Source organism: Lactiplantibacillus songbeiensis (assembly GCF_005405125.1).
Classification (GTDB): Bacteria; Bacillota; Bacilli; order Lactobacillales; family Lactobacillaceae; genus Lactiplantibacillus; species Lactiplantibacillus songbeiensis.
This window is the reverse complement of record NZ_BJDL01000009.1, coordinates 102860-127731: the sequence shown is the minus strand read 5'-3', so window position 1 is coordinate 127731 and position 24872 is coordinate 102860. Positions and strand designations below refer to the sequence as shown.

The window sequence follows — 24872 nt, the reverse complement described above, 5'->3', positions numbered from 1 at the left end:
TTTGAGGATGTGTCCTTTTAGTTTACACAAAAATTGGTGTTGATGGGAAATCCATCAACACCAAATATTGTAGAACCATTAAAAAAAGCGATTCAGCTCTAGATAATCTTGAGCCGAATCGCTTTTTTAGCAGTCTGATAGTCTGCTAAAGCGTCATAAAATGATTGTTTAATAGAATCACGGATGTTTAAGTAAGTGATATAGTCTGACAACTCATGGACATTGCTAGTTAAAGGAAAGTCAAAGTCTGAATGAGCGTAGCAAGCGGCCGGATAATATGGGCCGTGCTGGTTAACGAAGGGCTCCAGCCAGCGATAAAAGTTCATCAAGTCATCCTCTCAAAAGTTATTATCACTAGTTTACCGACGATAAAGCTTGATGTACAGCGATTTGCGTTGATTTAATTAAGCTGCAAATGGTTTGTAATCTAACCGCAACACCCTGTTAATTAATTGCAATGTTCAGCTTATTTTTGCTGTCTTAATGCGCGTAAATCTTGTTGCCGTAATAGATTCTGATAGTACCCCAAACTAGTCAAATCGAAGTGTAACGCTTGCATGATCTCAGTTGGATCAGTTGACCGGTGTTGGCGTAAGTACCATAATACAAAGCTTTGATATAGGCTGGTCGGCTTTAATGGCAAGCCTAAGCGTTGACCATCACCTGTCAAATACTTGTGTAGCGCGGCTAGCGTAAGGTGTGGATCATCACCACGTTGCCGTGTTTTTAAGAATAAGTCTTTTGTTGCAAATTGAGCTTGCAATGGTTGGATAAATTGGTTAAATTTAGATAAGAACGTTTGTTCTTCACTCGAAAAATCAAGCTGAGCCAATTGCTGATAAAAGTTTGGCGCCAACATGGTACTGACCGGATACCCTTTACAAGTTAATAGTAAGAATAATCGAGTATACACGTGCAGATCGTCGTTTGCCAGCAATTCTGGCAGCTGTTCTGGCCAATCGGCGCTAGTTTGGGTCGAGGTTAATGGCTGTCCCTTGATGGCAAACGTTGGTAGTGTTGTAATCACACGATGTTCGAATAAATAGTTAAAGTACACGTTCAAATTCGATAGATTTTTATTTAAAGTTGATTGCTGATACGCTCGTTGTTTTTTCAGCATATCTAAGTAAGTTTGAACATCGTTTTCAGTTAGATCAGCTAGTAAACCGCTAGCAGCAAAGGTTTGATTAAAATGTTGCTCATAATTAAAGAAGTCCGCTAAAGTTAATTGATATTGGGCAATGGTCTTAGGATGCTTGCCATCGGTAGTGAGATGTGTGATGAAGCTTTTTTCATAAGGAAAATGCGTTGACATGGTAGGAATCATCCTTTCTATCTGTATATTGTTACTTTAACTTAAACACAAAAACAACCCAAAAACAAGTCATTAACCCGGGTGCTGAGAGACGCATTCTAAGCACATGTTCATTATTAAAACGTATCCTTGATCATCTAAATGCATGAGAATGGTGATACGGAAAAGTACGATTTTGAGGAGAATTAAACCTAGATCTAATGAGTTGTTGATAATGACAATTGTTAATAATATAACGTAACTGATAACTAACTAGTATCAATATTAATTAGCCAAGCTGTTAGATTTGATTCCTAATGAATTTAATTTAGATCATTACTAATTTGAGTTTTTGTAGTCATCAAAATTAATTGTACTTAAATTAGTGACAAAGAAATCTGACAAGCAAGATAATAACGATTGGTGACGACGTGCTTAAATTAAAATTGACAACTGAGCAGCAATTAAATTGATGTTGAGTACGAGTAAGTCATTAAAGAAGTGGCGAGAGAGGCAAATTAGGTCGTGGGGGAGCTATTTTCTTTTCACTTCTACTTTGTATAATATATATTATGTAAACTAGAATATAATATAAAACGGACTAGGCTTGAATTACGGTATCCCCTGTGTTCATTGACTTAGTCCATTTTATATAACTGCAAAATGCGTAGTTAATGGCTATTTTTGCAAGTTGTACCATTATTTGTCAACTAAACGTAGAAATTTATGCCAGACTGACTAACAAATTTGGATATTTTTACTGCCAGTTTTTCTGAAGTATTCGATGTTTAGATAAGCCTAGATGTTCTAGCGTCTTGTTGCAGATATGGTGCTGCCGACATTTGAGCCGACATTTGAATTGCACTAAATCACTGAGTCCATGTGGCACAATCATTTGCAGTTCATTATCAGCATCTAGGTATGTACCAAACACAAATTGTTTTTTTATAGCCAATTGCGTCAGCAACGTGTTATGTTGAGTTGAAGTGATCGCTGTGGATCAAAATGAAAATGACTGACTAAGTGTTTATGAAACTGTGTTTTGAATACAGCTGCAGTAACTACTATAGTGGCTTGTGGCAGAGTGAATCTGCTTTAAAATATTCGTAAATTCACTTTTTACAAAAAAAGCTCGGCGCCCGTAGGCAAACCGAACCTGATCCTTTATTATTCAATGATAACTAGTTGGTAAGCAATTGCAACTGTTGAATAAAGGATGAATGAATTATAAAAAATTCATTCAATTTTTAACAGCATTAGGCTTATTTAACAGCATTAGGCTTATAATCACTAATGGTTTGAGACTACCCTACCATTAGTGATTAGACAGTTACCCAATCATACCGTTTGAGAAATTTGTCTGATTTATGTTGTGGTACAGATTCCACAGCTGTTTCCTTAGCTAAATGCAATTTGAAATTTGCATCTAAGCTTAATAATAACTGACTGGAAATCCCCATAACGGATTCAATTCTTAAAGCCAGTATCTCGTTGATAAAACGTTTACGTTTAAGAATATCAGATATGTTTTTCTGACTAACACCTAATCGTTCAGCTAAGTCGATTTGAGTAATCTGATAAAATTCCATGGTTTCTTTAATTAAATCAGCTGCTGAACTGGTATGATACTGTCGAATACTATTTTCACGATGTAGCATTGTCTTCAACTCCTTAGTGATAGTCTTCAATCTGTGTGATCTGAACGGTTACGATTTCTGACTTTTCAACGGAAAGCTGGTCATTTTTGTCATAGCCCTCAAAAATGATACGAAAATTTTTGCTGACATCGACTGCAAATTTACCTTCTAAATTATTACGTAGTCGATGACAACGGGGTGGCGGATCAGACGGTATCTGCTGCAAGGTGTTTGCAGCGTCAAACTCATCAAGCCGCATTTGAATCCTCTTAGCCCGATCATGGCCAAAGCTTTTAACTAGTAACCGTGGATCATTCAAAATCTTATCAAGCTTACGACTCTCAGCGACGTATTCCATTTTTTACCTTCACCTCAAAACGCATTATACCATACCGGTATAGCAAAACAAAATCTTAGCTTCAACGGACATTATTAATTTACCCCACTGTCATTTAACACAAAAGCCATGATAAACGACTTACTACGACGTTTATCATGGCTTTTGAAATATGAATTTAGTTATGTTTCCGGTTCAATGTGACAAAGCCCCAGAAACTGCTTAATAATCCTAATAACAAACCTAACAAGCTGAAACTGATCGTCGATTGTTCATCAGTTTGTGGTAAATGCGTGGTTACCGCTGATGCTGTCGACTTCCGACTAGCTTGATGTAAGTCTACTTTAGCAGGAGCAAGCTCGCTATCACTAACGTTTTGACTCCCCTGCCGTTTCAATGTAACTGGTTTTGCAACGGACTGAGTCGCTTTAGCGCCCTGCTTAGCTGGTGCCACGTTAATGACTGGGGTTTTAACCGGTGCAGTCGTTGCTACCACCGGCGTCGCTTTAGTCGGTGTGGTTGGTTGATCAACATTAGTTGGCTGTGGTGCCGGCGTTTCAATCACTGGTTGATCAGGTGTCGTTGGTGTCGTTACATCAACGTGTCCTGGTTGCTGGATTGTTGCGGCTTGCACCGTCAATTCTGATGTTTTAACAATCTGATTGTTGCTAGCATCAGTGTACCGGTAACTTACTTGATAAGTACCTGGTTGTGTTAAGTCTGGTGTTGTAACGGCTTTGCCATCTTTAGTATACGTAATGGTTAAGTCTTCGGCCGTTAATGCTTTACCAGTCGCATTGGTCCCCTTGTCGAAGTTCGTTAAAGGCGACCAATTAGTCCCGGTCGCGATAGTGACATCAGCGGCATTTAGGGCCAAACTAGCTTGTGATGGTAAAACGTCCAATGTGGTTGTCGCCGTTGTTGGATTGCCATCTGGATCAAGATACGTATAGGTAATCGTGTGCTTGCCAACTAATAAAGGCACCTTAGTCGTTGACTGAACTGGTTTTTGATCAAAAGTGATTGATAATGCGCTCACAGTCATTGGCTGCCCATTCGCTAATGTCCCATTACGGAAACTGTCAGTAGCTTGCCATAGTTGGGGCTGACTAGCTAAGGAGTAACTGATACTTGCTGGTTGTACGGTTAACTTAGCTGCGGAAGGTTTCAAGGTTAAGTCGCCGGTAGCACTGGTCGTATTGCCGTCTGCATCGGTGTACGTATACGTCACTAAGTAGTCGCCAGGGACTTGGGTGTTGACCGTCATACCTGATAAAAGCATCCGACTTTGTTGGTTACGTGTAACGGTCGTTGTTAGATTAGGGTTAGTCGCGGTAATCGGTTGACCTAATTCATCAGAACCACTTAAAAAGTTTGTTGCTGAGGTCCAAGCAACATGCGTACCAGCATAAAAACTGGCTGATTTAGCGGCTAATTTAGCTGCGGAGGCTTTAACGACTAATTTGGTCGTTGCCGTAATTGAATTTCCCACAGTGTCGACCAGATGATAAGTGACTAAATAGGTCCCAGGTCGTGTGGTATCCAATTGATCTGTCAACGGTTGGACTGCCCCGCCGTTAAATTGATAATCAACGGTTACGTCTTTGGCAGCGTCAGCAGGATCAAGTACTTGTCCGTCAGCCGTTTTAACCGTTGCTAAGTTAGCTAATGCTGACCAGTTTTGATGTTGGTTACCGGCAAAAAAGCTGGTTTCAGTTTGCTTCGGATCGACACTAGTGGCCGTTGCTTTAACGATAACTGTTGCATCGGCTGAAGTTGGATTACCTAGTTGATCAGTATACGTATAAGTAATCACATAAGTCCCGGCTTGCGTTGTATCTAACTGTTGACTAGCGCCCGTCTGACCGTCTTTGACGACTTGATAAGTCAAGTCCTTCAGGGTTAAGGGATTGCCATTAGCATCGGTGGCACTGGCAAAATTGTCGGCAGCCTGCCAAGTCGTTTGCTTAGGTCCGATGACAATGGTTTGTGGCGTGTTCTTGGCCAAAACGGTTGCTTTAGAAGCGACAACCTCGAGACTACCAGTCGTGTCCATGACGTTACCAAATGAATCGGCAGCACTATAATGGACGGTGTAGTTACCCGGTTTGCTGAGATCAAGTTGTTTATAATCAACCGTTTGTCCAGTCGCATCGGTAATGGTTGGCGTTACGTTAATTGATTGGAGACCAGGTGTTGCGACTTCTCCTTTAGCATTATAGGTATTGCCATCAACAGTATAGAATGATTGCTGAGTCAAATCACTGGAGCCATCAAAATTATCAAGAATCGTAATACTATCAAGTGGAGACCAAGCCGTCTTAGGGCCAGCAATGACAGTATCTTTTTTACCGTTAAAGAAACTAGTATGGGTATAGGTTTCAGTGACAGCAGTTGAACGATCATTACCATATAGATTCAATAAATCATCAGTAGTCGATACTTTACCAGTTGAAGCGGCTGTCCATTGATCAAGGAACTGACCGGTTATACTATTGAGGCCAACGGGATCGCCGGCGGTATTAGTAAGATAAATCTGTGGTCCTAATTTGAGCGTACTTAAAATTGGATCATCAGATAAGGTTTGCCATAGGGTGTCTCCAGCTAACATTTGAAAATCACTTAGATCAAGGCTAGTCAGCCCTTTTAGATCACTAACCGTGCCAACCATATTAATCGCTTGAGTGCCATGATTGACACTAGCCAATTTTAGACTAGTTAACTGATTTTGGTTTTCGAACATGGTTTGCATGCTTGTTACATGTGATAAGTCAAAAACAGGCAACGTTAAACTAGTTAATTTAGAGGTTGCCCCTAACCCGGCCATAAACATCCGATCGAGTGAGCCTGAACCTGAAAGTGATCCTGAATTAGTCGGATCGTAGCCGACACTCCGAGTGTCAAAGTTAGAAACATCTAAGCTGGTTAAGCTATCTAGACCAGCAAACATTTCTGACATATCTTGAACATTTTCGGTCTTAAATCCACTCACATTTAGGCTACTTAACGAACTATCATCGCTGAACATATTCGTCATGCGAATCACTTTATCAGTATCGAATTTAGAGACATCGATGGTGGTTAACGCCGTCATGCCTTGGAATATATCAGACATATCGGTGACTTTACTTGTATCTAAGTCAGTCAAGTTATCGATAGTCGTAACTTGACTCAAGCCATTGAAAAGACCAGCTAAACTGGCATTGTCAACGGTTGTGACTGGGCCATCAAAGCTAACCTTTTTGATTTGGCTTTGATAGGTGGTCCAAGGACTAGTCATTTTAGTCGTCGTATTCAACGTTCCAGCTGCTAAATGTAACGTGCCGGTATTATCAATACGCCAAGCCGTTCCCACAGTATCATCAGGTACGGTGGTACTGTTGGCAATATCAGGCGCTGGCACTGCGGCTCTCAACAGGTTTCCGCGCATGGATGGCACTTTAGCGGTTGTTTTAGGTGCTATTGGGTCTGTATTTTTCCCAGTATTAGCTGGTACAACAGTCGTTGGTTTGGGCTCTTGATTTGGCGTGGTAACGTCCGTTTTTGGAGCAGCTGGTTTGGTTGAATCAGTAACTGGTACAGTTGGTGTCGTGGTTACTGGTTTTGGCTCAGTCTTTGGATCGGTATCTGACTCAGTCTTAGGTGCTGGTGTCGTTGGTTGTTGGTCATCAGTAGCAGGCGCTTTGGTGACTGGTTGCGTTGTTGAAGGTGTTGTGGCCGGCTTTAGGGTCACGGTCGATGATTGGTCGGTCGTCTGCTGACCATTATCAGTAGCAGTTGTCTTAACATCTGGCGTCGTTGTGGTTGCAGCTGAACCGGATAACGGACTAAATTGCCAAGTTGTGATGGCAGCGACTCCTGCGAAAACCCAGTAAATTCCCCGAATTGTATGTTGATGTGACGCATTGAATCTAGTAATGTGTTGCATGATAGTTCCCCCATTGATAACCCCGATATTGGCCTTAAAAGTTACCTTATTTATTAGTTTAATAAAATTAACGTTGTTAATAAATTAACCTTATTAATTTATTAGTGACTTTAGTGTAGGCTTTTATATATTAAAAATCAATTTAATTATTAACGCCCTGTTTGGTATTCCGGGTTAAACATTTAAACATCACATTTATTTTATTCTCGAGGTTCGCTACTGTATATTAAAAAATAAGTTTAAGTCATCCCTATCAGGTCATACTTGACGATCACCTTCGCCTTTCCCATAGTTGACCGATATTAAAATTCTGCTTGACTGTAACGCTACGGTACAGTTTAAAATGAATAAATACTGAATTAAAGCAATTTCAAAATGTGGAAGAAGGAATTTTAAATGTCACATCCTAATAAAAAATTTAATCACGTCCAAGAATGGCTTGGGGTGCCTTATGGTACTGCTAGTCGGTTCCAAAAAGCACAACTAGTCCCGTTTGAGCCTAACGATGACTATCGTCAAAGTGGACCAGCATCTGTTCAATTAACAGATCCAGCTTTTATAAATGCTGACAAAGGCGAAAGTGAAGATTGCTTAAATCTTAATATCTGGGCGCCAGAACAAGTTACAGAAAAACTACCCGTTGTTGTTTACATTCACGGTGGTGGTTGGACTTATGGCGCTAATTCGCAAGATACGTCCGATCTATCCGGCTTAGTTGCTAGTGGCAAAGTGATTGGGGTTTCGCTTAATTACCGCTTAGGACCACTTGGCTGGCTTGAGTTATCTCAATATGGTGGCAAATTTAAGGATGCCAGTAATTTAGGGCTGCAAGATATGGTCCTAGCTTTAAAGTGGATTCACCAATATATTGAGTCATTTGGAGGTGATCCCAACCAAGTGACCCTTACCGGTCATAGTGCGGGCTCATTTTCACTGTTAACGCTGTTGGCTGTCCCCGAAGCTGATGGCTTATACAACCGATTAGCCGCATTTTCTGGCTATGCTGCCCGCTATATCCCAGCTTGGTGGGCTGAAGAGTTAGCAGATCAAGTGTTAAAGACACTGAACTTCACGTCACCGGAACAGTTATTAACGGTTGATACCAAGACACTAATGAATGCCGTTAATCAGGTCTTACCAACTGACGTTTTGAAACGTGGCAATTTAGATACGATTTCAATTGGCATTGTCGACGATGAATTCTTACCTCATGGGGTCTTAAAGGCGCATCCAGCTGATGTCATTAAAAGTGGCAGCCATAAAGATGTTGATTTAATCATCACGTCAACTACAGCTGAAGCGAGCTGGTATGCAGCTAATATTCCAGATAATGTTGATCCCAAGACCATCGAAGCGGTCATTGATGAGATGGTTTACGATTGCCATATTCCACGCAAACAAGCTGAGGCGATTGCCAGACATTGTGGCGCTGGTAAAGAGTCGCCCCTTAATGTCAGAACCCGCTTCTTTACCGACTATAATTTCACCTTACCAGCCATTCGCGAAGCACACGATCACGCGCAAGCTGGTGGCCGGGTCTATCAATTAAGCGTTGGACCCGTTGAAGGCTCACCCGCTTATCATGGGACTGATATGTATGGGATTGTTGGTCAAACTGCGCCTGATGCAAGTCAAGAACAGCTTGATCGTGATAAATTTATTAGTCAAGCGTTACTCAGCTTTGCAACTGATCACCATGAGAAGTTGTGGGAACCAGTTAAGCCAGACCAATTAAACATCAAAGATATTGGTCAGCGACCTTATCAAGGAAATGAACATGCTAAAACGGTGCTACAGCTATTTAAAGGCATCGCTCGGCCATAATAACCAGTAAAAAGGCGGTGATCAACGCCTTTTTATTTAGCTAAAATTACTTTCAAAAGAGAGGCATAAGTTGTGACAAAAAAGTTTTCATTTTTTTCAAAAGACATCGTTTGCGTGATGTTAGCTACCTTTTTTTACCAATTTAGTATTCAGGCAGTTAACCCGCTAATGAATGGCTACGCTCGTCATTTAGGGATAAGTAGCGCTTTTGCGGGCATCATTGTGGGCGTTATGAGTATCACGTCACTATTATTAAGGCCGTTTGCTGGCAATTTAACCGATCGAATCTCTAAATATCATCTAGCATTCATCGGTGGTAGTTTGTGTGCAGTTAGTGATTTAGGCTATCTTGTTGCTTTCAATGCCGCTTGGTTATTCGCTTTTAGAATTATCAACGGCTTAGGCTTCGTCCTATGTACCGTTTGTCTAGCAACTTGGATGGCATTTTTAGTTCCCCGCCAACATCTTGGCGCAGCGATGGGCTATTATGGATTATTAAATGCACTTGCAATGGCGATTGCACCGGCCTTAGCAATCAGCATTTATCAACGGCTAGGCTATAAGTTTGTGATCATATTGGCAGCTTTGAGTGCTGCGGCTATGGTCGTGGTCATTCAATTAATTGATGACCATGCCAAACCTAAAGTTGAGATAAAAGGCCAACACTTTAAGCTGATTCAACGCGATGCTTTGCCAGTGGCCATGATTTTTTCGCTATTATCGATTCCCTACTTTGTAACCCAAGCGGATATAGTCATGTACGTTCAAGAACGGCATTTGACGATTACCGTCAGCCTATTCTTTTTATGTTATTCACTTGTTTTGATTGTGATTCGGATCCTCTTAAAGAACTATTTTGATACAATTTCATTTGGTATTTGGTTTTCCATCTGTATCATTGCCACCGTTGGCTATATTGGCCTATTAACCGTCATGCAAAATAACTTTGAAATGATCTTGGCGGCCGGATTAATGGCGGTTGGCTTTGGGGTGATGGTCTCGGTTTCCCAATCGACGTCCCTTTTGTTAGCACCCATGGAAGAACAGGGACTGGCTAACGCAACTTATTATTTGGGAAGTGATATTGGGATGTCTCTGGGACCAATCATTGGTGGCATTCTACCAACGGTTTTGCCACTTAAATTCTTTTACCCGGTGATGTTACTGATTATTCCCTTAGCAACCATCCTCTATGTCTGTAATCGGCGGAAACTCAATGCCGCAGTACAGTACACTTAAACCGACGTTATCTCAAAATTGATGACCTTGACCGATTAAAAGTCCGTTACTATCTAGATCTTGAATCTAATAGTGGCGGACTTTTTAGTTGGCAAAACAGGATAACGTCTCTGTAATGACGCTGCTTTTAGAATGATCAAAGAAGTTGGTAGTGTTAAACATAAAAAGCTGATTCCAATTCTAAAAAAAGAGGCCGCTGATTATGCGTGTGTTTTAGTTGATAACACGACGACTGGAATCCATCGCGGCTTAACTCAGTTAAAGACGTTCTGCCAGCAACAACACTTAAAAACTGAAGACTATCTGTGGCAAATCAATTCTGGTGATCTTGCGATGGAAGATGGTGTTGCTAAATATATTTGGCTTGATTTTACAATTCTTAGTGCGGTAGATGAAACTTTGATTTCGGCTCAATAGTAAAGAAAAAGAGCTTAGAAAAGGCTCTTTTTTCTTTATCATGAGTTTTCCCCAATATTTTTCAAGCGATACCGTTTAATCGCAGCTCCCCCGCAAATCATTAAAAAGAGTAACGGCAGATACAAGATAATATGGTACCGGCCCTGCACTTCCACTAGCATCGCACTCAAAGTAAAGCCATCCAACAGCAATGCACTAAAGAAGAAGTAGTTATTCAAATAATCGTAGTGACCGGCTAATAAGGCGAGTCCTAGGAGCACACTGACTAAGGCGCCCACCAGCATTAAGTCAAAGTAGCCAAACGACAGTGACACCAGTAATGGTTTGAACCGATACCAAGCATGCCCGAACTTAGTCTGATTCATAGTGTGGCTAAGGTTATACAAGACCCAATTGTAGCCATAATCTTCGGCCATCAGCTTTTGCATCTTTAGATTAATAAAGGCGCTCCACCGCCCTTGCCGATTGAGTTGGTGGATATTATGGTCGGTCACCTTAAACATATTAGCGGCAATCTTGGCATAAGCGCCGTTTGTTGTTGGCATGACTTTTAAATCATGGGTGACTTGTGTCATCAACTGATCGTCATATTGACCGCTAGTCTTTTCATCCGTCCCGGTAGCGAGACTATAGGCCGTACTAACATGGCTAGGTGCTAAGTTAACCCCGTACATCCAGCTATAGATCGTTGACGAGCCGGCGAATAGTAAGACTGAGGCGCCAATAAAGATAAGGAGTTTACGCAGGGTCGGTCGAAAATGACGTAATGGTTGTAGGAGTAACCACAAACTCATTATCAACAGGCCAATCAGCCAAACGGTCATAATTGGCCGCAACATGTTAGCCGCAATTGTAGCGACCCACGCCAGGCCTAGATTTAGCCATTGATCATTATGAGTAGCCGTTTTCATCGGCTTGAGTGCGTTTGTCAGGCCGAGCATACTGAGTAAGAAGCAGGTTAAGAATAGCGGTTCTGCGCCGTTTAATAAGGTGCTATATAACCAATAAGCGGGAATGGCATAGAATGTTAATGCGGCCGCAATGCCTAAACGCCGGGATAACCAACGTGAAATCAGTTGATACAGCAACAACATATCTAACCCCGTACAGCCGATGTTAATCAGCTGACTGACGAGATAGGTTTGGCCGAAAAAGGCGGTGCCGATGCTGAAAAAGTTGGCAATATTCAGAGCGTGCGGAAAAATGACGTAACTACCTAATAAACCATGCTGAAACATCGCCTTCCAGGTCATTCCCTGGGCACTGTAAGCGGCCAGAGCGTGATAGTTCCAAAAGTCTGAAGTTGGTGCAATTTTTAAGCCCCATAATAATGGGAGCTTGATCAGGGTTAAGCCACCAAAGATGAGCATTAACCAGCTGGTCTTTTGATGTGCTAACCAGTGTGTGAGGCCAATAATCCCCAACATTAATGCGATTGCCAGTAGGCTCCCGATGCCTAGGCTAACTGACCAGGGCAGTTTTAAGCTAATTGCCGCTCGATTAGTGGTAATTAGCATCCAAGTGAGTAAGCAGCCAGCAACCAACAAGACTAATGCTTGACCGCTTTTAACTAAGGTTCGTTTAAGCATGACTACGCCCCCTGTCGTTTCAGTCGTGTATAAGCGTGCCCAGTGCCATGCCGGGTCTTCGTCCAGTTGGTCTGGCCACCGAGTTGTCGGATAATTGCGGCATATGGGGTTAAACCAATAATTAAGAGATAGCCTTGAAAGCTAATGCTATCCCATAAGGCGGGCCAGAACTTAGCGGATTGCTTGGCATCAGCGGAATTGCGTTGGAATAGGATAGCTAAGACTAAGCACGCGAATAAGGCGATTAAGATAACGGTCATTAAAGCAACGTGGTGCCAGCCAGTGACCCAATCTTGGAGGCTTCGCATGATGAGAATAACTAGGGTGACAAGACTGGTCACCGGGACGATACAGCCAGTCAGTGGCATTAAAATCCAGAAGGTCGTATCAATTCGCTGAAACCAATTGAGATTTTTGGAACGCCATAAGGCTGGTAAGTAATGCATACACTGCACCGCGCCTTGGCACCAACGAACCCGTTGTTTAAAGAACGGCCGTAATTTTTCAACACCTTCTTGTTGAACCACGATGGTATGTGTAAACCGGACTTGACGTCCGAGTAACCAGGTGCGCAACGTAAATTCTAGATCTTCTAGTAAACGGTCGCCCCACGGATTAACTAATGCTAAAGACAGGCGGACAAATTGACCGTTACCACTGGCGATGCCTTGCCCTAACCGATTACGCAATTGCTGCGTCGCACTATTGACGCACATGAACTCAAAATTTTGCATCCGCGATAACCAGTTGGGTTGATTATAGATACTAACCCCAGTTTGTAGCATCGCCATTTTAGGTTGCTGTTCAAAGTTGGCGACGACAGCCGTTAAGTCCTGACTGGTCATAAAGGCATCGGCGTCCAGTACCCCAACAACCGTTTGTTCTGGGTCAGCATCTTTAGCCAGCGTATGCTGCAAATACTGAATGGCCGTATTTAGAACGGCCCCTTTCCCTTGCTTTTCATTGCCGGCGCGATGTAAGACTTGTAAGTAAGGCGAGTCGGTTTGGGCCAGCTCGCTAAGGCTTCGATCGGCTGAGTTATCATCGACCGCAATAATCTGGGCCTGAATCGTCTTCGGTAACTGATCCAATTGCGCCGACAATTGAGTGATGGTCTTTCGAATAATCGCCGCTTCATTTAAGACGGGGATTATTAAATATAATCGCATCGGTTGCTTGCCCTTTTTAGGTGTCGTGGTCGGTTCTCGATAATGATTGACTAGCATAATATTGAATAAGAAATACAAATAAAAAAGACTCGAAATTGTAATCGCTAAATTTATAATGACGTGCATCAACAATCTCCCCCAAATCCTAGTAAACCTTGGTCTAATCAACTCTCAAATATGATTCATTTAATGAATTGCGCCTATTATACGGATGTTGGGGGCAAAAACACCAGTATTCAACGTCTGAAAACACGTTGAACTAACTGGTAACGAAAAAGGCCCCATCACGTTAATGATGAGACCTTAGAGATTAGTCCGATTCAGTTTGGCGCAGCTGCGCTAATTGTTTGAGTACTTCAGGCAATTGGGCTTCACTGTAAGCTGGGTTGTTAGCGGCAAATGGCAAGCCACCGACCGCAATTGTTTGTTTTAGAAACATGTTAAATGCTGTTGATAAGTTCAATCCGAGCGCATCATAAATTAACGCTGCTTGTTGCTTGTCTTGTTCATTGACGCGAAACGAAACCGCAATGTTTTTAGGATTATCCATGACCGTCACCTCAACCTAATCATACTAAATGTATAGTAATTGTCAATACATTCGTTTGGCTGAGGATTTACAGTTCTTTTACCGAGACTTTACGTGGTGATGGTAGTGCTGCAGTAACTCATCACGGTATGCTCAGTAAAACAAGTAAAGAAGGCCTTTTAATGGATAAACAAACCACGACTTTATTAAGCTTGGCAATTTTGCAACCCATCGGCATCGCCCTAGCCCGAACACATCTGGAAACGCCGATGGTCACCCATTACGGTTTCTGGGGGCAAGCGCTAGCTTGGCAATTACCAGCCAGTTTACCGTTTGGGTTATCAGTCGGAGTGCTCGGACCACTCTTATTATTAGGGTTGCGCGAGTTGCCGCTGAATCAGTGGCTGGATTTATTGGTTTTACCGGGGCTGCCGACTAGTCGCTACTTACTAATGATGCTGGTCACTGGTTTAGACCTTTTCCTAATCAGTGCGCTTTTCTGGCAATTTACTTGGCTTAACACGGCTCGGATGATCTTTATGGTAGCGATTTTGTGCTTGCTCGGACTAAATAGTCTGGTCTTTGTCTGGGCTTGGCTGCATCGTGTCGTCAAATAGACGCTTAATCTAAATGCTTGATCATCAATAAATCAGTCTGCACATCGTCACCCATGACAAAATGATGCGAGCTGAATTGTTTGAAGCCCCAATGCGCCTGATAGAATTGCTTAGCTGGTTCGTTATGTTCCCAAACGCCGAGCCAAACGGTGGTCTTATGGGCAGCTCGGGCTAAGTCAATGGCTTTTTGAATCAACACACTACCGAGGCCTTGATGTTTATAAGCGGGCAAAATATAAATGCGTTCGACTTCTAAGGCATCTGGTCCCATTGCTTCGGTCTGAGCTGTGCCGGTATTGAGCTTTAAGTAACCGACCCGTTGTCCGTCACGGATAATGAAGAAAAATTGGGAGTTAGGATTCTGCAATTCAGCGGTTAATTTGGGAAGATTGTAGGCACTATCTAAGTAAGCTTGCATGTTAGCTTCGGTATTAGCGGCCGCGAACGTCTCACGATAAGTTGTCAGACTCATCGCTTGTAAGGCGTTTACGTCATCAACCGTTAGTGCTTGAAGTTTGGGGGTTGTCATTCAAAAGACCTGCTTTCAATTTTAATATGGGCGGTGGCCGCCTTGCTTAACGGTGGTCCAATCGGCGGTTACGCGATCGCTGACCTTGGCTAATAATTCAGCCAGCTGTTGGGCATCCTGCGCCGATAAGTCGGTCAACGCGACCTGGTTAGAATAAGTGTTTTCCCGCTTGATTTGCGGATAGCGCGCTAATCCAGTCGCGGTAGGAAAAAGCTCTTTATTTTTGCGATTCACCTTGGCGGCTCGTTTTTCAATCAAGCCCTGGGTCACTAATTTTTGGACCGCACGATTGGCCGTTGTCCGATCGACTCGTAATTGTTGGGCTAAGTGTTCCGTAATGATACCCGGTTGTTCGCAGATGCGAACTAAGTAGAGATACTGGCCCTTGGTTAGTGCCAAAGCTTGAAATTCAACGTTGCTGATGGCATCTAAGGCCCGGGCAATCGTCCCAATTTGGCGTAAAACGTCTGGTTGCGTCATTATCGTCACCGCCCTTTGATTAGAATAAAATCCAGTTTATAATTATTTTGCTGTATTTGCAATAAAAATATTGATAAATAATACTGGTTAAGTGTTATTCAGCCACAATGGCACACAAAAAGACCGTCAGTGAATTAAGCATCGGCTTGGCTCACTGACGGTCTTTTTAATTAAGCGCATCATTTTAAATTAGTCATTAATTTATGCACGAGCTTAGTCATCGTTGCCCATTCGTCATCGCTGAGTTGGGCTTTGTCGACTAAGGTCTCTGGTAAATCACTAATGGCGGCTCGCTTTGCGCGACCGGCCGCGGTGATAGCGACTTTAACTTGACGTTCATCGGCTTCACTGCGATGACGACTAACGAGACCGTCTTGATCCATCCGTTTGAGTAATGGCGTGACGGTCCCGGTACTGAGGTCGAGCCAGTGACCAATCGCTTTGACAGTTAGTGCGGGTTGTTCGCTTAGGAGTACTAAGACGAGGTATTGCGGATAAGTGATGGCTTGCGCGGCAAGTTCCGGTTGATAGGCCCGTTGAATTGCTCGCGAAGTCACATACATTAAGAAACAAAAATGATCTTCTAATTTACGCATAGCGTTGAGGGGACCCTCCTTTAAAACGGGTAAGTGTAATTATATAACACTTGCTGTTTTTATACAATTCAATTGTTAACAACTAATCAACTGATTACTGAACTTAATCAGCTTGTATTATAGCATCTCCTAGCGTTCAACTTAGTGGCAAATGACTTGAATAATTAGCTTTAGCGGCAAATTTAAAGTTTAGATTGAAAGGAATTTGTGTTAATTAATCGTGGTAGATTTGTTTGGGGCTGGTAAAAAAAGGCTAATCACCGCACACCTACCTGAATACGTTCAGACGATGTGGTGATTAGTCTTTTTGATAGCCTATTTAGTGCTAAGTGGCACCCAGAACTCCCCTTTGACTTCCGTCGCCGTGGTGGCCGTGATGACCGATGTATTGGGGCCGCCAACGTAAGCTTGATCAGTCAGGGCTGGTAAGATTTGACCAAAGGCAGCGCCTTCTAATTGATTGAACAAGTCTAAAGCGGTGTCGGCGCTACCAGTGACCACTAAGTAGTCGCTCGCTGGGAATCGAATGGCCCGTTCGTCTGCGCTGTCGGTAGTGATATTGGCGGCGGTCTGGACGCCCGCATAGAAATGCATTACGCCATCGACAGCTTCGTTAACGGCGAATTGTAAGGCGTTTTGGGCCTGTTGCTGTAAAGCTTGATATCGGCCATCAGTGGTGACTTGTTGCCAAAAGGTTTGTTTTTGAGCCGGAATCTGACGGTAGTCCCCGGTTAAAATAGTCCCAAGACCTAGGACGGTAAAAGCTGGTTTAGCTGAAATTTCGTAGTTTGACATTATTTGTTGCCCCCTTGAATTGAATAATGCTATGATACCTAGTAATCGTGTCAAAAACTGAACCTATTAGGAAGAAAAATGAATAAAACGACTCGTATCAATACCGAAATGCGTTATATCAACAATCGGCAACAGTTTACCATCAGTGACCTCATGGCTGAATTTCAAATTTCACGGAGTACCGCGGCCCGTGATCTGGCAACGATTCAAGAACTGGGCATGCCGCTACTATCGAGCGTGGGTCCCGATGGTGGCTTTACTGTCATGCGAAATCAACTCTTGCCGGCGGTTCAATTCAATACCGACGAATTAAAGGCGTTATTCGTCAGCTTTATGGCGACAACTAATACCCAGTTGCCCTTTTTGAAGAATCGCCAGACCTTATCGGAAAAGCTATTAGCCATCGCCTCACAGTCTCAGCAAGAGGCTTTGGTTGAGTTGAAGCAATTATTGCGTTTTGAGAATACCAATCCGGCCAACGTCGATTTATTAGAGCTGACCGACTTAGCCCCTGCCATGCTGAAAACAATGATCAATGCCAGCTTAGTTAGCCGTCACTTACGGATAACCATGGCGTCGGCGCAAACCTACGACAGTTATGTTCAGTATTTGTATCATCAGGGACCAGCCTGGCAAGTTGTCATTTTTGAGTTAGCCGCGCAACAGACGCGCACGCTACCATTAGGCCAAATCCAACAAGTGGCCATCGATGCTACCGAGTTACCGGCGGATATCACTGACCAAATTAAACAGGCGCAACCTAAGCCAAATTTAATCGTCCAGTTGGGTGCTGCCGCAATTCAACAATTCAAACGGCTGCATCGTCCAGATCGCTTGTTACAGTATTTAGACCCGTTTGAACAAACCGCACGCTATACAGACTACGTGGATGTGACCAGTCAGTCGGATTTAGCATTGGCGGCCAGCTGGTTATTGTATCTGGGACCAGCAGTTACCCCGATAAAAGTTCCAGCAACGTTAAAGAACCAAATTCAGCAACAGCTAAACAAGTGGCAAAATTGACTTAAAACACCCGCTAAGCCTAATTAGCGGGTGTTTTAAGTCAATTAGTTGTCGAAACGAGGGCAACGTGACGAATATTGTCTAGGGCTACTAATTGCCAACCAGCCAGCACAATCGTCGTTTCATAATAGCCCGTTACTTGTCCCACCACATCAGGTAATAAGTGGCCGTCACGGTCGCGTTCATTCAGTTGGATGCTCACGGGTTGATTCTTAAGATAGGCCTGTTGCAGGTAGTCAGTTTTGACTGTCAACGACTGAACGGGTTTTTCAGGATAATGTTGGGCTTGCTTGGCCCGCTGTTTTTTTAAGGCATTCGTATGATCACTCAAGTAGAACCCCTGCCACTTCACCATACCGCGGTCTTGGTAGACATGGTCGAAGAAGTCTTGAACAACGCGAATATCAAACGCGGGTTTTGAGTCACTCATAGCCATGCTTCTTTCTTTGAATCAGACGCTGACTTTGTGGCCAGTATTGATCGGTAAAGCCGTCGTAGACAATGGTCAGTTGCGTTAGTTGTTGTAAGTCGTGAACGACCGTTTCCAGGTAAGCCAGGTCATACGTCTTGATTGTATGTAACGGAATCGACCGCAACCGTTGCCATTTACGTTGGTGGTTGAAGAAGATGTTATAGTAGCCGCCGTAATGATTATCAACGATTTGTAGCCAGTAGCGGCTTTGACTGACTGGTTTAAATTGCGCAGCTAAGCGGTCATTAATAATGCGGACATCTTTATTCATAAGCATTACCTCCATTATGGCCGCCAACGAGGGATGCCCGGCGAATGGCGGTGCCTCCGGGTAACAGACTACTAGTGTAGACTAACTTGGTGAAGCCGAAGCGCGCGCGCACCCGATCAACGACTAAGGCGATCCGATCAGCTTTAACTTGTTGTTCGACTCCGGTAAATAGATTCAACTGCTGGCCCTGTTTGGGGCTGAGCTTTGAGGTATAGACAGCCAGATTGCGAATCGCTTGACCGTCCCAATATTGACGAAAGAGTTGCAATAAGGTTTGCGTCAAGACAGGGTCACTATCAGTCGGGTCAATCCGCACCGCTTGCGTCCAGCCTGCCCGGCCATCCGTGGTACTGGCAGCGTAAGCAAAACCGACTGACAAGGAAACGGCGCTCGTTAATTGATGATGGTGTCGTAATCGCGAGGCAACTTGTTCACCGATTTCTTTAATGACCGTTTCAATTTCCTTTGGTTGGGTATAATCATGCGGCAAGACTTGCGAATTGCCAAGACTGGCCTCTTTAGGACCAGTCTGTTCACTGACTTGTGACCGGTCAATGCCCCAAGCTACGGCGAAAAGCTGCATGCCCATGAGACCTAGCTGCTGCTTAAGTAAGTACGGATTGGCGTGAGCCAAATCATTCATATTGTGGATTCCCAGTCGATTGAGTCGTTTAGCCGTACGGTGGCCAATGCTCCAAACGCTGGTTAAGTCCTGAACTGACCAGATTGTTTGTGGCACGGTATGATAGTGAATTTCACCGATTAAGTCCGGTGTGTGTTTCGCGTACAAATCTAGCGCTAACTTAGCTTGCACCGGATTATCGCCGATGCCAACAGTGGTGTATAGACCCAATTCGTGGCGGATCGTGTGTTGAATTCGTTTGGCGACAGCTCGGGGACTATCGCCAAAGAGCTGCCAAGAATGGGTTAAATCAAGAATCGACTCGTCGATCGAATACGGTAATAAATCACAGTCGGCAACAAAACGATTAAAGATGGCGTTGATTTGTAAGTTGCGTTTGATATACAAATTCATGCGTGGTGGCACGACGACTAATTGCGGATCATTCGGTAAATCCCGCTGGCGTGAGACGTTGGCTTGCAAATGGTAAAGCTGCTTAGCTTCAGGGGAAGTGGCCAGTACTAGACCGCCATTCGTATTGTCAGTCTCTGACATCACGACTAACGGCACTTTAAGCGGATTATACCCGCGTTCCACGCATTCACAGCTCGCGTAAAAGGACTTATTGTCAATTAAAAAGTACACGCCATGCGGTTCTTTTCGATAATCTAAAGTTTGCATCGGACCGTCCCCCTGTTCATTCGATAGCTTCATTATACACGAACATACGTTCTTTTGAAAGAAAAAGATTTTATAATTGAGTTAACTTAAATTAAGTTAAGCTAAATAGATCAATAGACTAATGGCTAGTTATAATCATGTATAGTAATTGTATATTCATATACTATACATGATTCAAAGCGGCTATTATTAGTAGTCAGCTAAGTCATTCGTCCATTGAAATGCCCGGCTTTAACGACTATACTTTAAATAAAATTAGTCTAGCCAGCTGTAAATCGTTAAGTGAAGGAACACAGTTTAGCCAGATAGTCGGCAACTAATAAGGATTTGATTAAGATGTCATTAGCACAATTAGAAACGGTGCTTTTATGGGCAACATTAGTGATTGCGATTATTTTCATTGGGACCGTCGTCTTCTACTATTGGTATTCTCGTAAGAGTTCAAATAATTACTTAGAAAATGATGCCATTGAGCTCCGGTACTTTATTCAAAAGCAAGTTGATTACCGGAACCGAGTGACTGGTTATGAATGTCTATTGCGACAACATAATCCGGATGGGTCATGGTCGTTACCGAAACAACTCGATTCCCTTCCCCTACAGCGGGTCATTTTTTTACTTGACGATACCTTCAAGTCATTACCCGAGGAACCGATTACGTTATCCATTAACTTGGAATATGATCAAATTATCAGTCCAGAGTTTCGTTACTTTGTCCGTTGGGCGTTGTCACGGATTGAACCGATGCGTTTGGCGATTGAATACACACCGCAGTTTCAACCAAAACGAATCAATAAACCGTTATTTCGGCGCCGGATTCGTGAAGCCCGGCAATATGGGATGACCTTTGGGATTGATAACGTGGGATCTAGTTTGGACAGTCTGAAAAGTATTGAATGGATGTTAAGTGATATTGATTCACTCAAGTGTTCGATGCGGAGTTTTCGTAAGGACGACCCGTCTGTCTGGCTAGATTTGAACTTGCAGTTTTGGAACAAACTCTCAAAAGAAAACCATATTGATTTGATCCTAATGGGGATTGAAGATGAGGCGGATGAAAAGTTGGCTGAACAGTTGAAGATTGATATTCGACAAGGCTATCTATTTGGCCGGCCCATTAATCCAGATATAGATGAAACGAAAGGTGACGTTTAATGGCAAAAGCTAAAGCAACTGAAACTGAGCAAGAAACCGAGCGTGAACGACAACAGCTTTATACCGATGCCTACTTTGACCATGGTCACTGGTTATTAAAGATTTGGCAAACGTTAGTCGGCTTACTCGGTTGGGTCGCAGTGGTCGTTCCGATAACGGTGACTGCCTTGTCCATCTGGTCGACTTATGATCCACGGGTCTTACGAATCTGGTCGTATCAAGAAGGTGTTTTTGAATTCAAGTTTATCGGGATTTTACTCCTTTTCTCATTCGTCTTAACGTCATTATTCGCAGTCACGATGACGATCATTCAAAATCGCAAACGTGATCGCGTGGTTGAACAATGGCCAACCTATAATCCCATCAATCAAAAACGTCGGCAAAAAGCGCTGGCAAAATTTATGGATGACCGGTTTGGCGATGCGGAATCGCGGGAAAACACTCGTTATTATGAAGTTAAGCCTGAACAAAATCTAGACACCGATGAAATTCAAAAGTTATATGATGAACAGGACATTAATGATTTAGACTGAATGGGAGTTATCAATGGTAAATATATTTATTGATCATATTTTAGAGGCAACGCTGGGTCAGACGTTATTGAATATCTTTTTACTGATTCTTTGTTTATATCCAGTGGTTGGCTCTTTTTTTTGGTTCGCGGGCGCGTTGTCCTATCGCTTTTTAAAGACCAATAAGCGGGATACGGATTGGCAGCCGATCCCACCAGCCAAGCAACCGTTGATTACCATTATGATTCCAGCGCACAATGAAGAAGTCATGATCGAAGAAACGATTACTTACCTCTTCGAAGAGCTCAATTACGAGAACTTTGAGGTCCTGGTAATGAATGATGGGTCGACCGACCGCACCGCACCGCTGAAATTATTGCGGAATTACAGACTAAATATCCGCGATTGCGGACGGTTAAAATTTTAAAGAATAAAGGGAAAGCACACGCCTTTAATATTGGGATGTATTTCGCCAAAGGTGAGTATATCTTAAGTAACGATGCGGATACAATTCCTGAAAAAGATGCATTGATGAAGTATATGAATTTCTTTGTGCATGATCGGGATATGAATACTTCTGCGGTGACAGCTAATATGGATGTGCAAAACCGGACAAAATTATTAGGTAAATCGCAAACGGTCGAATTTTCAAGTATTGTTGGGGTGATCAAACGTAGCCAAACATCGATTAATGACTCCATGTATGCTTATAGTGGTGCTAACACGTTATATAAGAAGAGCTTTTTGATTGATGTGGGTGGTTTTCGGCAAAACCGGGCGACCGAGGATATTAGTATTGCTTGGGATCACCAAATGGTGGGCGCCGTGCCCCGCTTTGCCCCGAACATTGTTTTCCATATGAACGTTCCAGAAACCATTCATGATCTTTACAAGCAACGTAAACGCTGGGCCCAAGGTGGAACTGAAGTCTGGTTAACGAATATTAAAAAGTTCATCTTCCACCCGATTCAGCGGCGTTATCAGATTTCGATGTTCGTCGATTCCACATTGTCGATTATCTGGTCCTTCTTCTTCGTGATTACGACAATTATGTTCATCGCGTTGATGCTTTATTTCTTGTTTACGGGAAATTATGAGCGAATTTTCCATGGCTTTATGATGTCATTTATCTTCGTGACCTTTGAATTGATGGCTGGGTTTATGCAACTACTGGCTGCCTTGTTACTGGATCATCGCGGTGCTAAGCTGAAGTATTGGTACTTTGCCCCACTGTACATGCTATTTTATTGGATGGTCAATCCGGTAACGGTGGTGATGACGTTTATTCCTGCTTTAAAGACTATTCTGGGATTTGGCTCAGGCACCTGGGTCAGTCCGGAACGAAAGTCGTTACAGAAAAAGTGAGGACTCTTTTAAATTTTAATTGGTTTTATATATGGCATAAGGTCAGTGACATCAAATCTAATTGATGTCACTGACCTTATTTTAAAAAACAGGTTTTTGTCCCCAGCGGACGGGGCCAGTAGCAGAACTACTGACAAAATTATCCGGTTTTTTTGTTCCCGGCGAACGGGGCTAGCGACAGCGTCACTAGCAAAACTATCTGGTTTTTAGGTTGCCTGACCAACCAGAGGCAATCGTTTCTGCTTACCTACTATGCTGTAATATACAGCAAATTATGACAAAGGTAAACGAATTGGATTGCTGAATAGAAACAATCAGTTCTAGTGATAAGTGATTAACCAAACCAAGTAGTTGCTTTTCAATCGCTCTGACCAGCTTTAACGGTTGAAAATTGCTATACTTGTATTAGGAAATTTACAGAATGGTGTGTGAACAAGCTTGGGAAAATTACGAACTTCATTTTTAGATGTGTCAATTGCAACCTTGAACTTTTTAGCCAATATTGGCATCGTCTTACCGTATGTCTTGATTCTATTTAAGTATCAACAGACCCACAGCGTCAATTATCTCGTGGCGATTGTCGTCTTTTACGTCGCTCGGGCAGCCAGCATTTTTTCGACGAAGCGCTTAAATCTAAAGTCGAGTACCTACCTGCTGATGTGTCTGTGGTTAGGGGTGATTGGTAGTGTGATTTATAGTGTCACTAGTAGCCTTGGCTGTTTAATTGCCGGGGCACTCTGCTTAGGTTACACGTCAGCGAACATTTGGCCCTACTTCTTAACGATTAAATTACATTTGACCACGAGTACGGATTTTAAGCTAAAACGCCTGTACTGGGTCATCTTCGCAGCCTTAGCGTTATTGTTCGTAGCTGATTTTAAGTTTGATTTGCAGTATCGGCTTGCTTTCGTGATTTTAGCCATCTTATTTCTAATTGCCATACCAGCGGGTCGGTTGCTAAATCAATTCTCATTGGCCTTCTACGATCAACAAGCACCAACCAAGCGGGCGCCACTCAAATTATGGCGCATTGTGCTATTTGTCATCCTATTCGGTGCGATGGGCTTATTGACGCTCTTACGAAAAGCCAGCTTGTCGATTGCCCTGCCGTATGTTTTAGGCGTGGTGGTTCTCGCAATTGTGATCTTAAATATTGAACTAGCGGCGGACTGGCGGGCGATGCCGGCCAATAAATTACGCATTGTGAACCGTGGTTTCCTAGTAAGCTTAGTTTTGCTCTATAACAGTTTCTTTGCTTACTTTATTTTGGGTAAAAACGGGATGTACTTGGCTTTTGCGATGTATCTACTAGGGTTCGAAGCAGGTCGCCCACTGTTTAATCTGATTGGACATCAAGTTGATGCCATTGCCAAACGCGATGCCCAGATTGCGCTGATTGTCGGCCATTTACTCATTTTGACCACGATACCGGCATTATATCTGGTCGGATTATTGCTGATTGCGTTGTACGTTGGTTATGAAAATCCAGCGATTAATACGAGTGTGTATACCGATAAAGCCAACGATCCTGATTTAGCGATTATTAATAAGTATCGTTTTTCAACGTATGGGGGCTTGTTATGTCAGTTGTGTTTCTTTGGCCTACTAGTGGCCACTAGTGCCATCAATCAATTGAAGCTAATGGCTTTCTTTAATCCTAGCAATGCCGCCTTGAAGATGACCTATTTACACACGCTAACGTGGCCGCTAGTCATCTTATCATTGTTAATTTCAATCATCACGATTTATGGACAACAATTTTTTAAACGTCACTCACATGCGGCATAGTAA

At 43.0% G+C, this 24872-nt stretch carries 23 protein-coding genes and 1 pseudogene; 9 read left to right on the top strand and 15 right to left on the bottom strand.

Features of this window, described 5'->3' with window-relative positions; genetic code table 11:
• Positions 1-98: 98 nt before the first annotated feature.
• The 5 genes from FFM77_RS03945 to FFM77_RS03925 form a co-directional block, all read right to left on the bottom strand.
• On the bottom strand, positions 99-326 hold the full coding sequence (locus FFM77_RS03945) for a YozE family protein (protein WP_137634448.1): 228 nt from the start codon (positions 324-326) through the stop codon (positions 99-101).
• Between the two features lie 140 nt (positions 327-466).
• On the bottom strand, positions 467-1315 hold the full coding sequence (locus FFM77_RS03940; RefSeq protein WP_137634447.1) for a phage integrase N-terminal SAM-like domain-containing protein: 849 nt from the start codon (positions 1313-1315) through the stop codon (positions 467-469).
• A gap of 1301 nt (positions 1316-2616) precedes the next feature.
• Complete coding sequence (locus tag FFM77_RS03935) at positions 2617-2952, bottom strand: helix-turn-helix transcriptional regulator (protein ID WP_137634446.1); 336 nt, start codon at positions 2950-2952, stop codon at positions 2617-2619.
• 13 nt (positions 2953-2965) lie between these two features.
• Positions 2966-3289 (bottom strand): type II toxin-antitoxin system RelE/ParE family toxin, encoded by a 324-nt coding sequence (locus tag FFM77_RS03930; protein ID WP_137634445.1) that lies wholly within the window; start codon positions 3287-3289, stop codon positions 2966-2968.
• Positions 3290-3446: 157 nt separating this feature from the next.
• Complete coding sequence (locus tag FFM77_RS03925; RefSeq protein ID WP_137634444.1) at positions 3447-7196, bottom strand: BspA family leucine-rich repeat surface protein; 3750 nt, start codon at positions 7194-7196, stop codon at positions 3447-3449.
• 396 nt (positions 7197-7592) lie between these two features.
• Here FFM77_RS03925 and FFM77_RS03920 point away from each other — a divergent pair, with 396 nt between their 5' ends.
• The 3 genes from FFM77_RS03920 to FFM77_RS03910 all read left to right on the top strand — a co-directional run bounded on the left by FFM77_RS03920 (position 7593) and on the right by FFM77_RS03910 (position 10676).
• Entirely contained in the window at positions 7593-9020 is a 1428-nt protein-coding gene (locus tag FFM77_RS03920) for a carboxylesterase family protein (protein WP_137634443.1), read from the top strand.
• Between the two features lie 72 nt (positions 9021-9092).
• On the top strand, positions 9093-10259 hold the full coding sequence (locus FFM77_RS03915; protein ID WP_137634442.1) for an MFS transporter: 1167 nt from the start codon (positions 9093-9095) through the stop codon (positions 10257-10259).
• A 132-nt stretch (positions 10260-10391) separates the two neighbouring features.
• Positions 10392-10676 carry a transcriptional regulator gene (locus tag FFM77_RS03910; RefSeq protein ID WP_137634441.1) on the top strand — a complete coding sequence of 95 codons (285 nt, stop codon included), beginning with the start codon at positions 10392-10394 and terminating at the stop codon, positions 10674-10676.
• Between the two features lie 38 nt (positions 10677-10714).
• On the opposite strand, the gene FFM77_RS03905 is transcribed toward FFM77_RS03910, so the two are convergent.
• From FFM77_RS03905 to FFM77_RS03895, 3 genes are all read right to left on the bottom strand, one after another.
• Positions 10715-12265, bottom strand: a complete 1551-nt coding sequence (locus tag FFM77_RS03905; protein ID WP_137634440.1) for a hypothetical protein — start codon at positions 12263-12265, stop codon at positions 10715-10717.
• Positions 12266-12267: 2 nt separating this feature from the next.
• Positions 12268-13560, bottom strand: a complete 1293-nt coding sequence (locus FFM77_RS03900) for a glycosyltransferase family 2 protein (RefSeq protein WP_137634439.1) — start codon at positions 13558-13560, stop codon at positions 12268-12270.
• 184 nt (positions 13561-13744) lie between these two features.
• Positions 13745-13984: a type II toxin-antitoxin system RelB/DinJ family antitoxin gene (locus FFM77_RS03895; protein WP_137634438.1), complete on the bottom strand. Its 240-nt coding sequence runs from the start codon at positions 13982-13984 to the stop codon at positions 13745-13747.
• 161 nt (positions 13985-14145) lie between these two features.
• Here FFM77_RS03895 and FFM77_RS03890 point away from each other — a divergent pair, with 161 nt between their 5' ends.
• The gene (locus FFM77_RS03890) at positions 14146-14580 is read left to right on the top strand and encodes a hypothetical protein (RefSeq protein WP_137634437.1); all 435 of its coding nucleotides are present in this window, start codon (positions 14146-14148) and stop codon (positions 14578-14580) included.
• A 4-nt stretch (positions 14581-14584) separates the two neighbouring features.
• Here FFM77_RS03890 and FFM77_RS03885 read toward each other — a convergent pair whose 3' ends face one another.
• The 4 genes from FFM77_RS03885 to FFM77_RS03870 all read right to left on the bottom strand — a co-directional run bounded on the left by FFM77_RS03885 (position 14585) and on the right by FFM77_RS03870 (position 16980).
• Entirely contained in the window at positions 14585-15109 is a 525-nt protein-coding gene (locus FFM77_RS03885; protein WP_137634436.1) for a GNAT family N-acetyltransferase, read from the bottom strand.
• Between the two features lie 21 nt (positions 15110-15130).
• Complete coding sequence (locus tag FFM77_RS03880; RefSeq protein WP_137634435.1) at positions 15131-15589, bottom strand: MarR family winged helix-turn-helix transcriptional regulator; 459 nt, start codon at positions 15587-15589, stop codon at positions 15131-15133.
• A 179-nt stretch (positions 15590-15768) separates the two neighbouring features.
• On the bottom strand, positions 15769-16185 hold the full coding sequence (locus tag FFM77_RS03875; RefSeq protein ID WP_137634434.1) for a MarR family winged helix-turn-helix transcriptional regulator: 417 nt from the start codon (positions 16183-16185) through the stop codon (positions 15769-15771).
• Positions 16186-16500: 315 nt separating this feature from the next.
• Positions 16501-16980, bottom strand: coding sequence for an effector binding domain-containing protein (locus tag FFM77_RS03870; protein WP_137634433.1), 480 nt, complete (start codon positions 16978-16980; stop codon positions 16501-16503).
• A gap of 78 nt (positions 16981-17058) precedes the next feature.
• Here FFM77_RS03870 and FFM77_RS03865 point away from each other — a divergent pair, with 78 nt between their 5' ends.
• Positions 17059-18003 carry a helix-turn-helix transcriptional regulator gene (locus FFM77_RS03865; protein ID WP_137634432.1) on the top strand — a complete coding sequence of 315 codons (945 nt, stop codon included), beginning with the start codon at positions 17059-17061 and terminating at the stop codon, positions 18001-18003.
• Between the two features lie 40 nt (positions 18004-18043).
• Here FFM77_RS03865 and FFM77_RS03860 read toward each other — a convergent pair whose 3' ends face one another.
• The 3 genes from FFM77_RS03860 to FFM77_RS03850 are packed head-to-tail and all read right to left on the bottom strand — an operon-like array spanning position 18044 to position 20049.
• On the bottom strand, positions 18044-18433 hold the full coding sequence (locus tag FFM77_RS03860) for a hypothetical protein (RefSeq protein ID WP_137634431.1): 390 nt from the start codon (positions 18431-18433) through the stop codon (positions 18044-18046).
• Complete coding sequence (locus FFM77_RS03855) at positions 18426-18746, bottom strand: acetyl-CoA carboxylase (RefSeq protein WP_223876775.1); 321 nt, start codon at positions 18744-18746, stop codon at positions 18426-18428. Before FFM77_RS03855 ends, FFM77_RS03860 begins: the two co-directional genes overlap by 8 nt.
• Entirely contained in the window at positions 18739-20049 is a 1311-nt protein-coding gene (locus FFM77_RS03850) for a Y-family DNA polymerase (RefSeq protein ID WP_137634429.1), read from the bottom strand. The genes FFM77_RS03855 and FFM77_RS03850 overlap by 8 nt, the downstream gene beginning before the upstream one ends.
• A gap of 336 nt (positions 20050-20385) precedes the next feature.
• Here FFM77_RS03850 and FFM77_RS03845 point away from each other — a divergent pair, with 336 nt between their 5' ends.
• The 4 genes and pseudogenes from FFM77_RS03845 (at position 20386) to FFM77_RS03830 (ending at position 24869) form a co-directional block, all read left to right on the top strand.
• Positions 20386-21204, top strand: a complete 819-nt coding sequence (locus tag FFM77_RS03845) for an EAL domain-containing protein (RefSeq protein ID WP_137634428.1) — start codon at positions 20386-20388, stop codon at positions 21202-21204.
• Positions 21204-21737 carry a hypothetical protein gene (locus FFM77_RS03840; protein ID WP_137634427.1) on the top strand — a complete coding sequence of 178 codons (534 nt, stop codon included), beginning with the start codon at positions 21204-21206 and terminating at the stop codon, positions 21735-21737. Before FFM77_RS03845 ends, FFM77_RS03840 begins: the two co-directional genes overlap by 1 nt.
• Before the next feature lie 13 nt (positions 21738-21750).
• Positions 21751-23081 (top strand): annotated as a pseudogene (locus tag FFM77_RS03835) (glycosyltransferase family 2 protein).
• Between the two features lie 438 nt (positions 23082-23519).
• On the top strand, positions 23520-24869 hold the full coding sequence (locus FFM77_RS03830) for a hypothetical protein (RefSeq protein ID WP_137634426.1): 1350 nt from the start codon (positions 23520-23522) through the stop codon (positions 24867-24869).
• Positions 24870-24872: the final 3 nt, after the last annotated feature.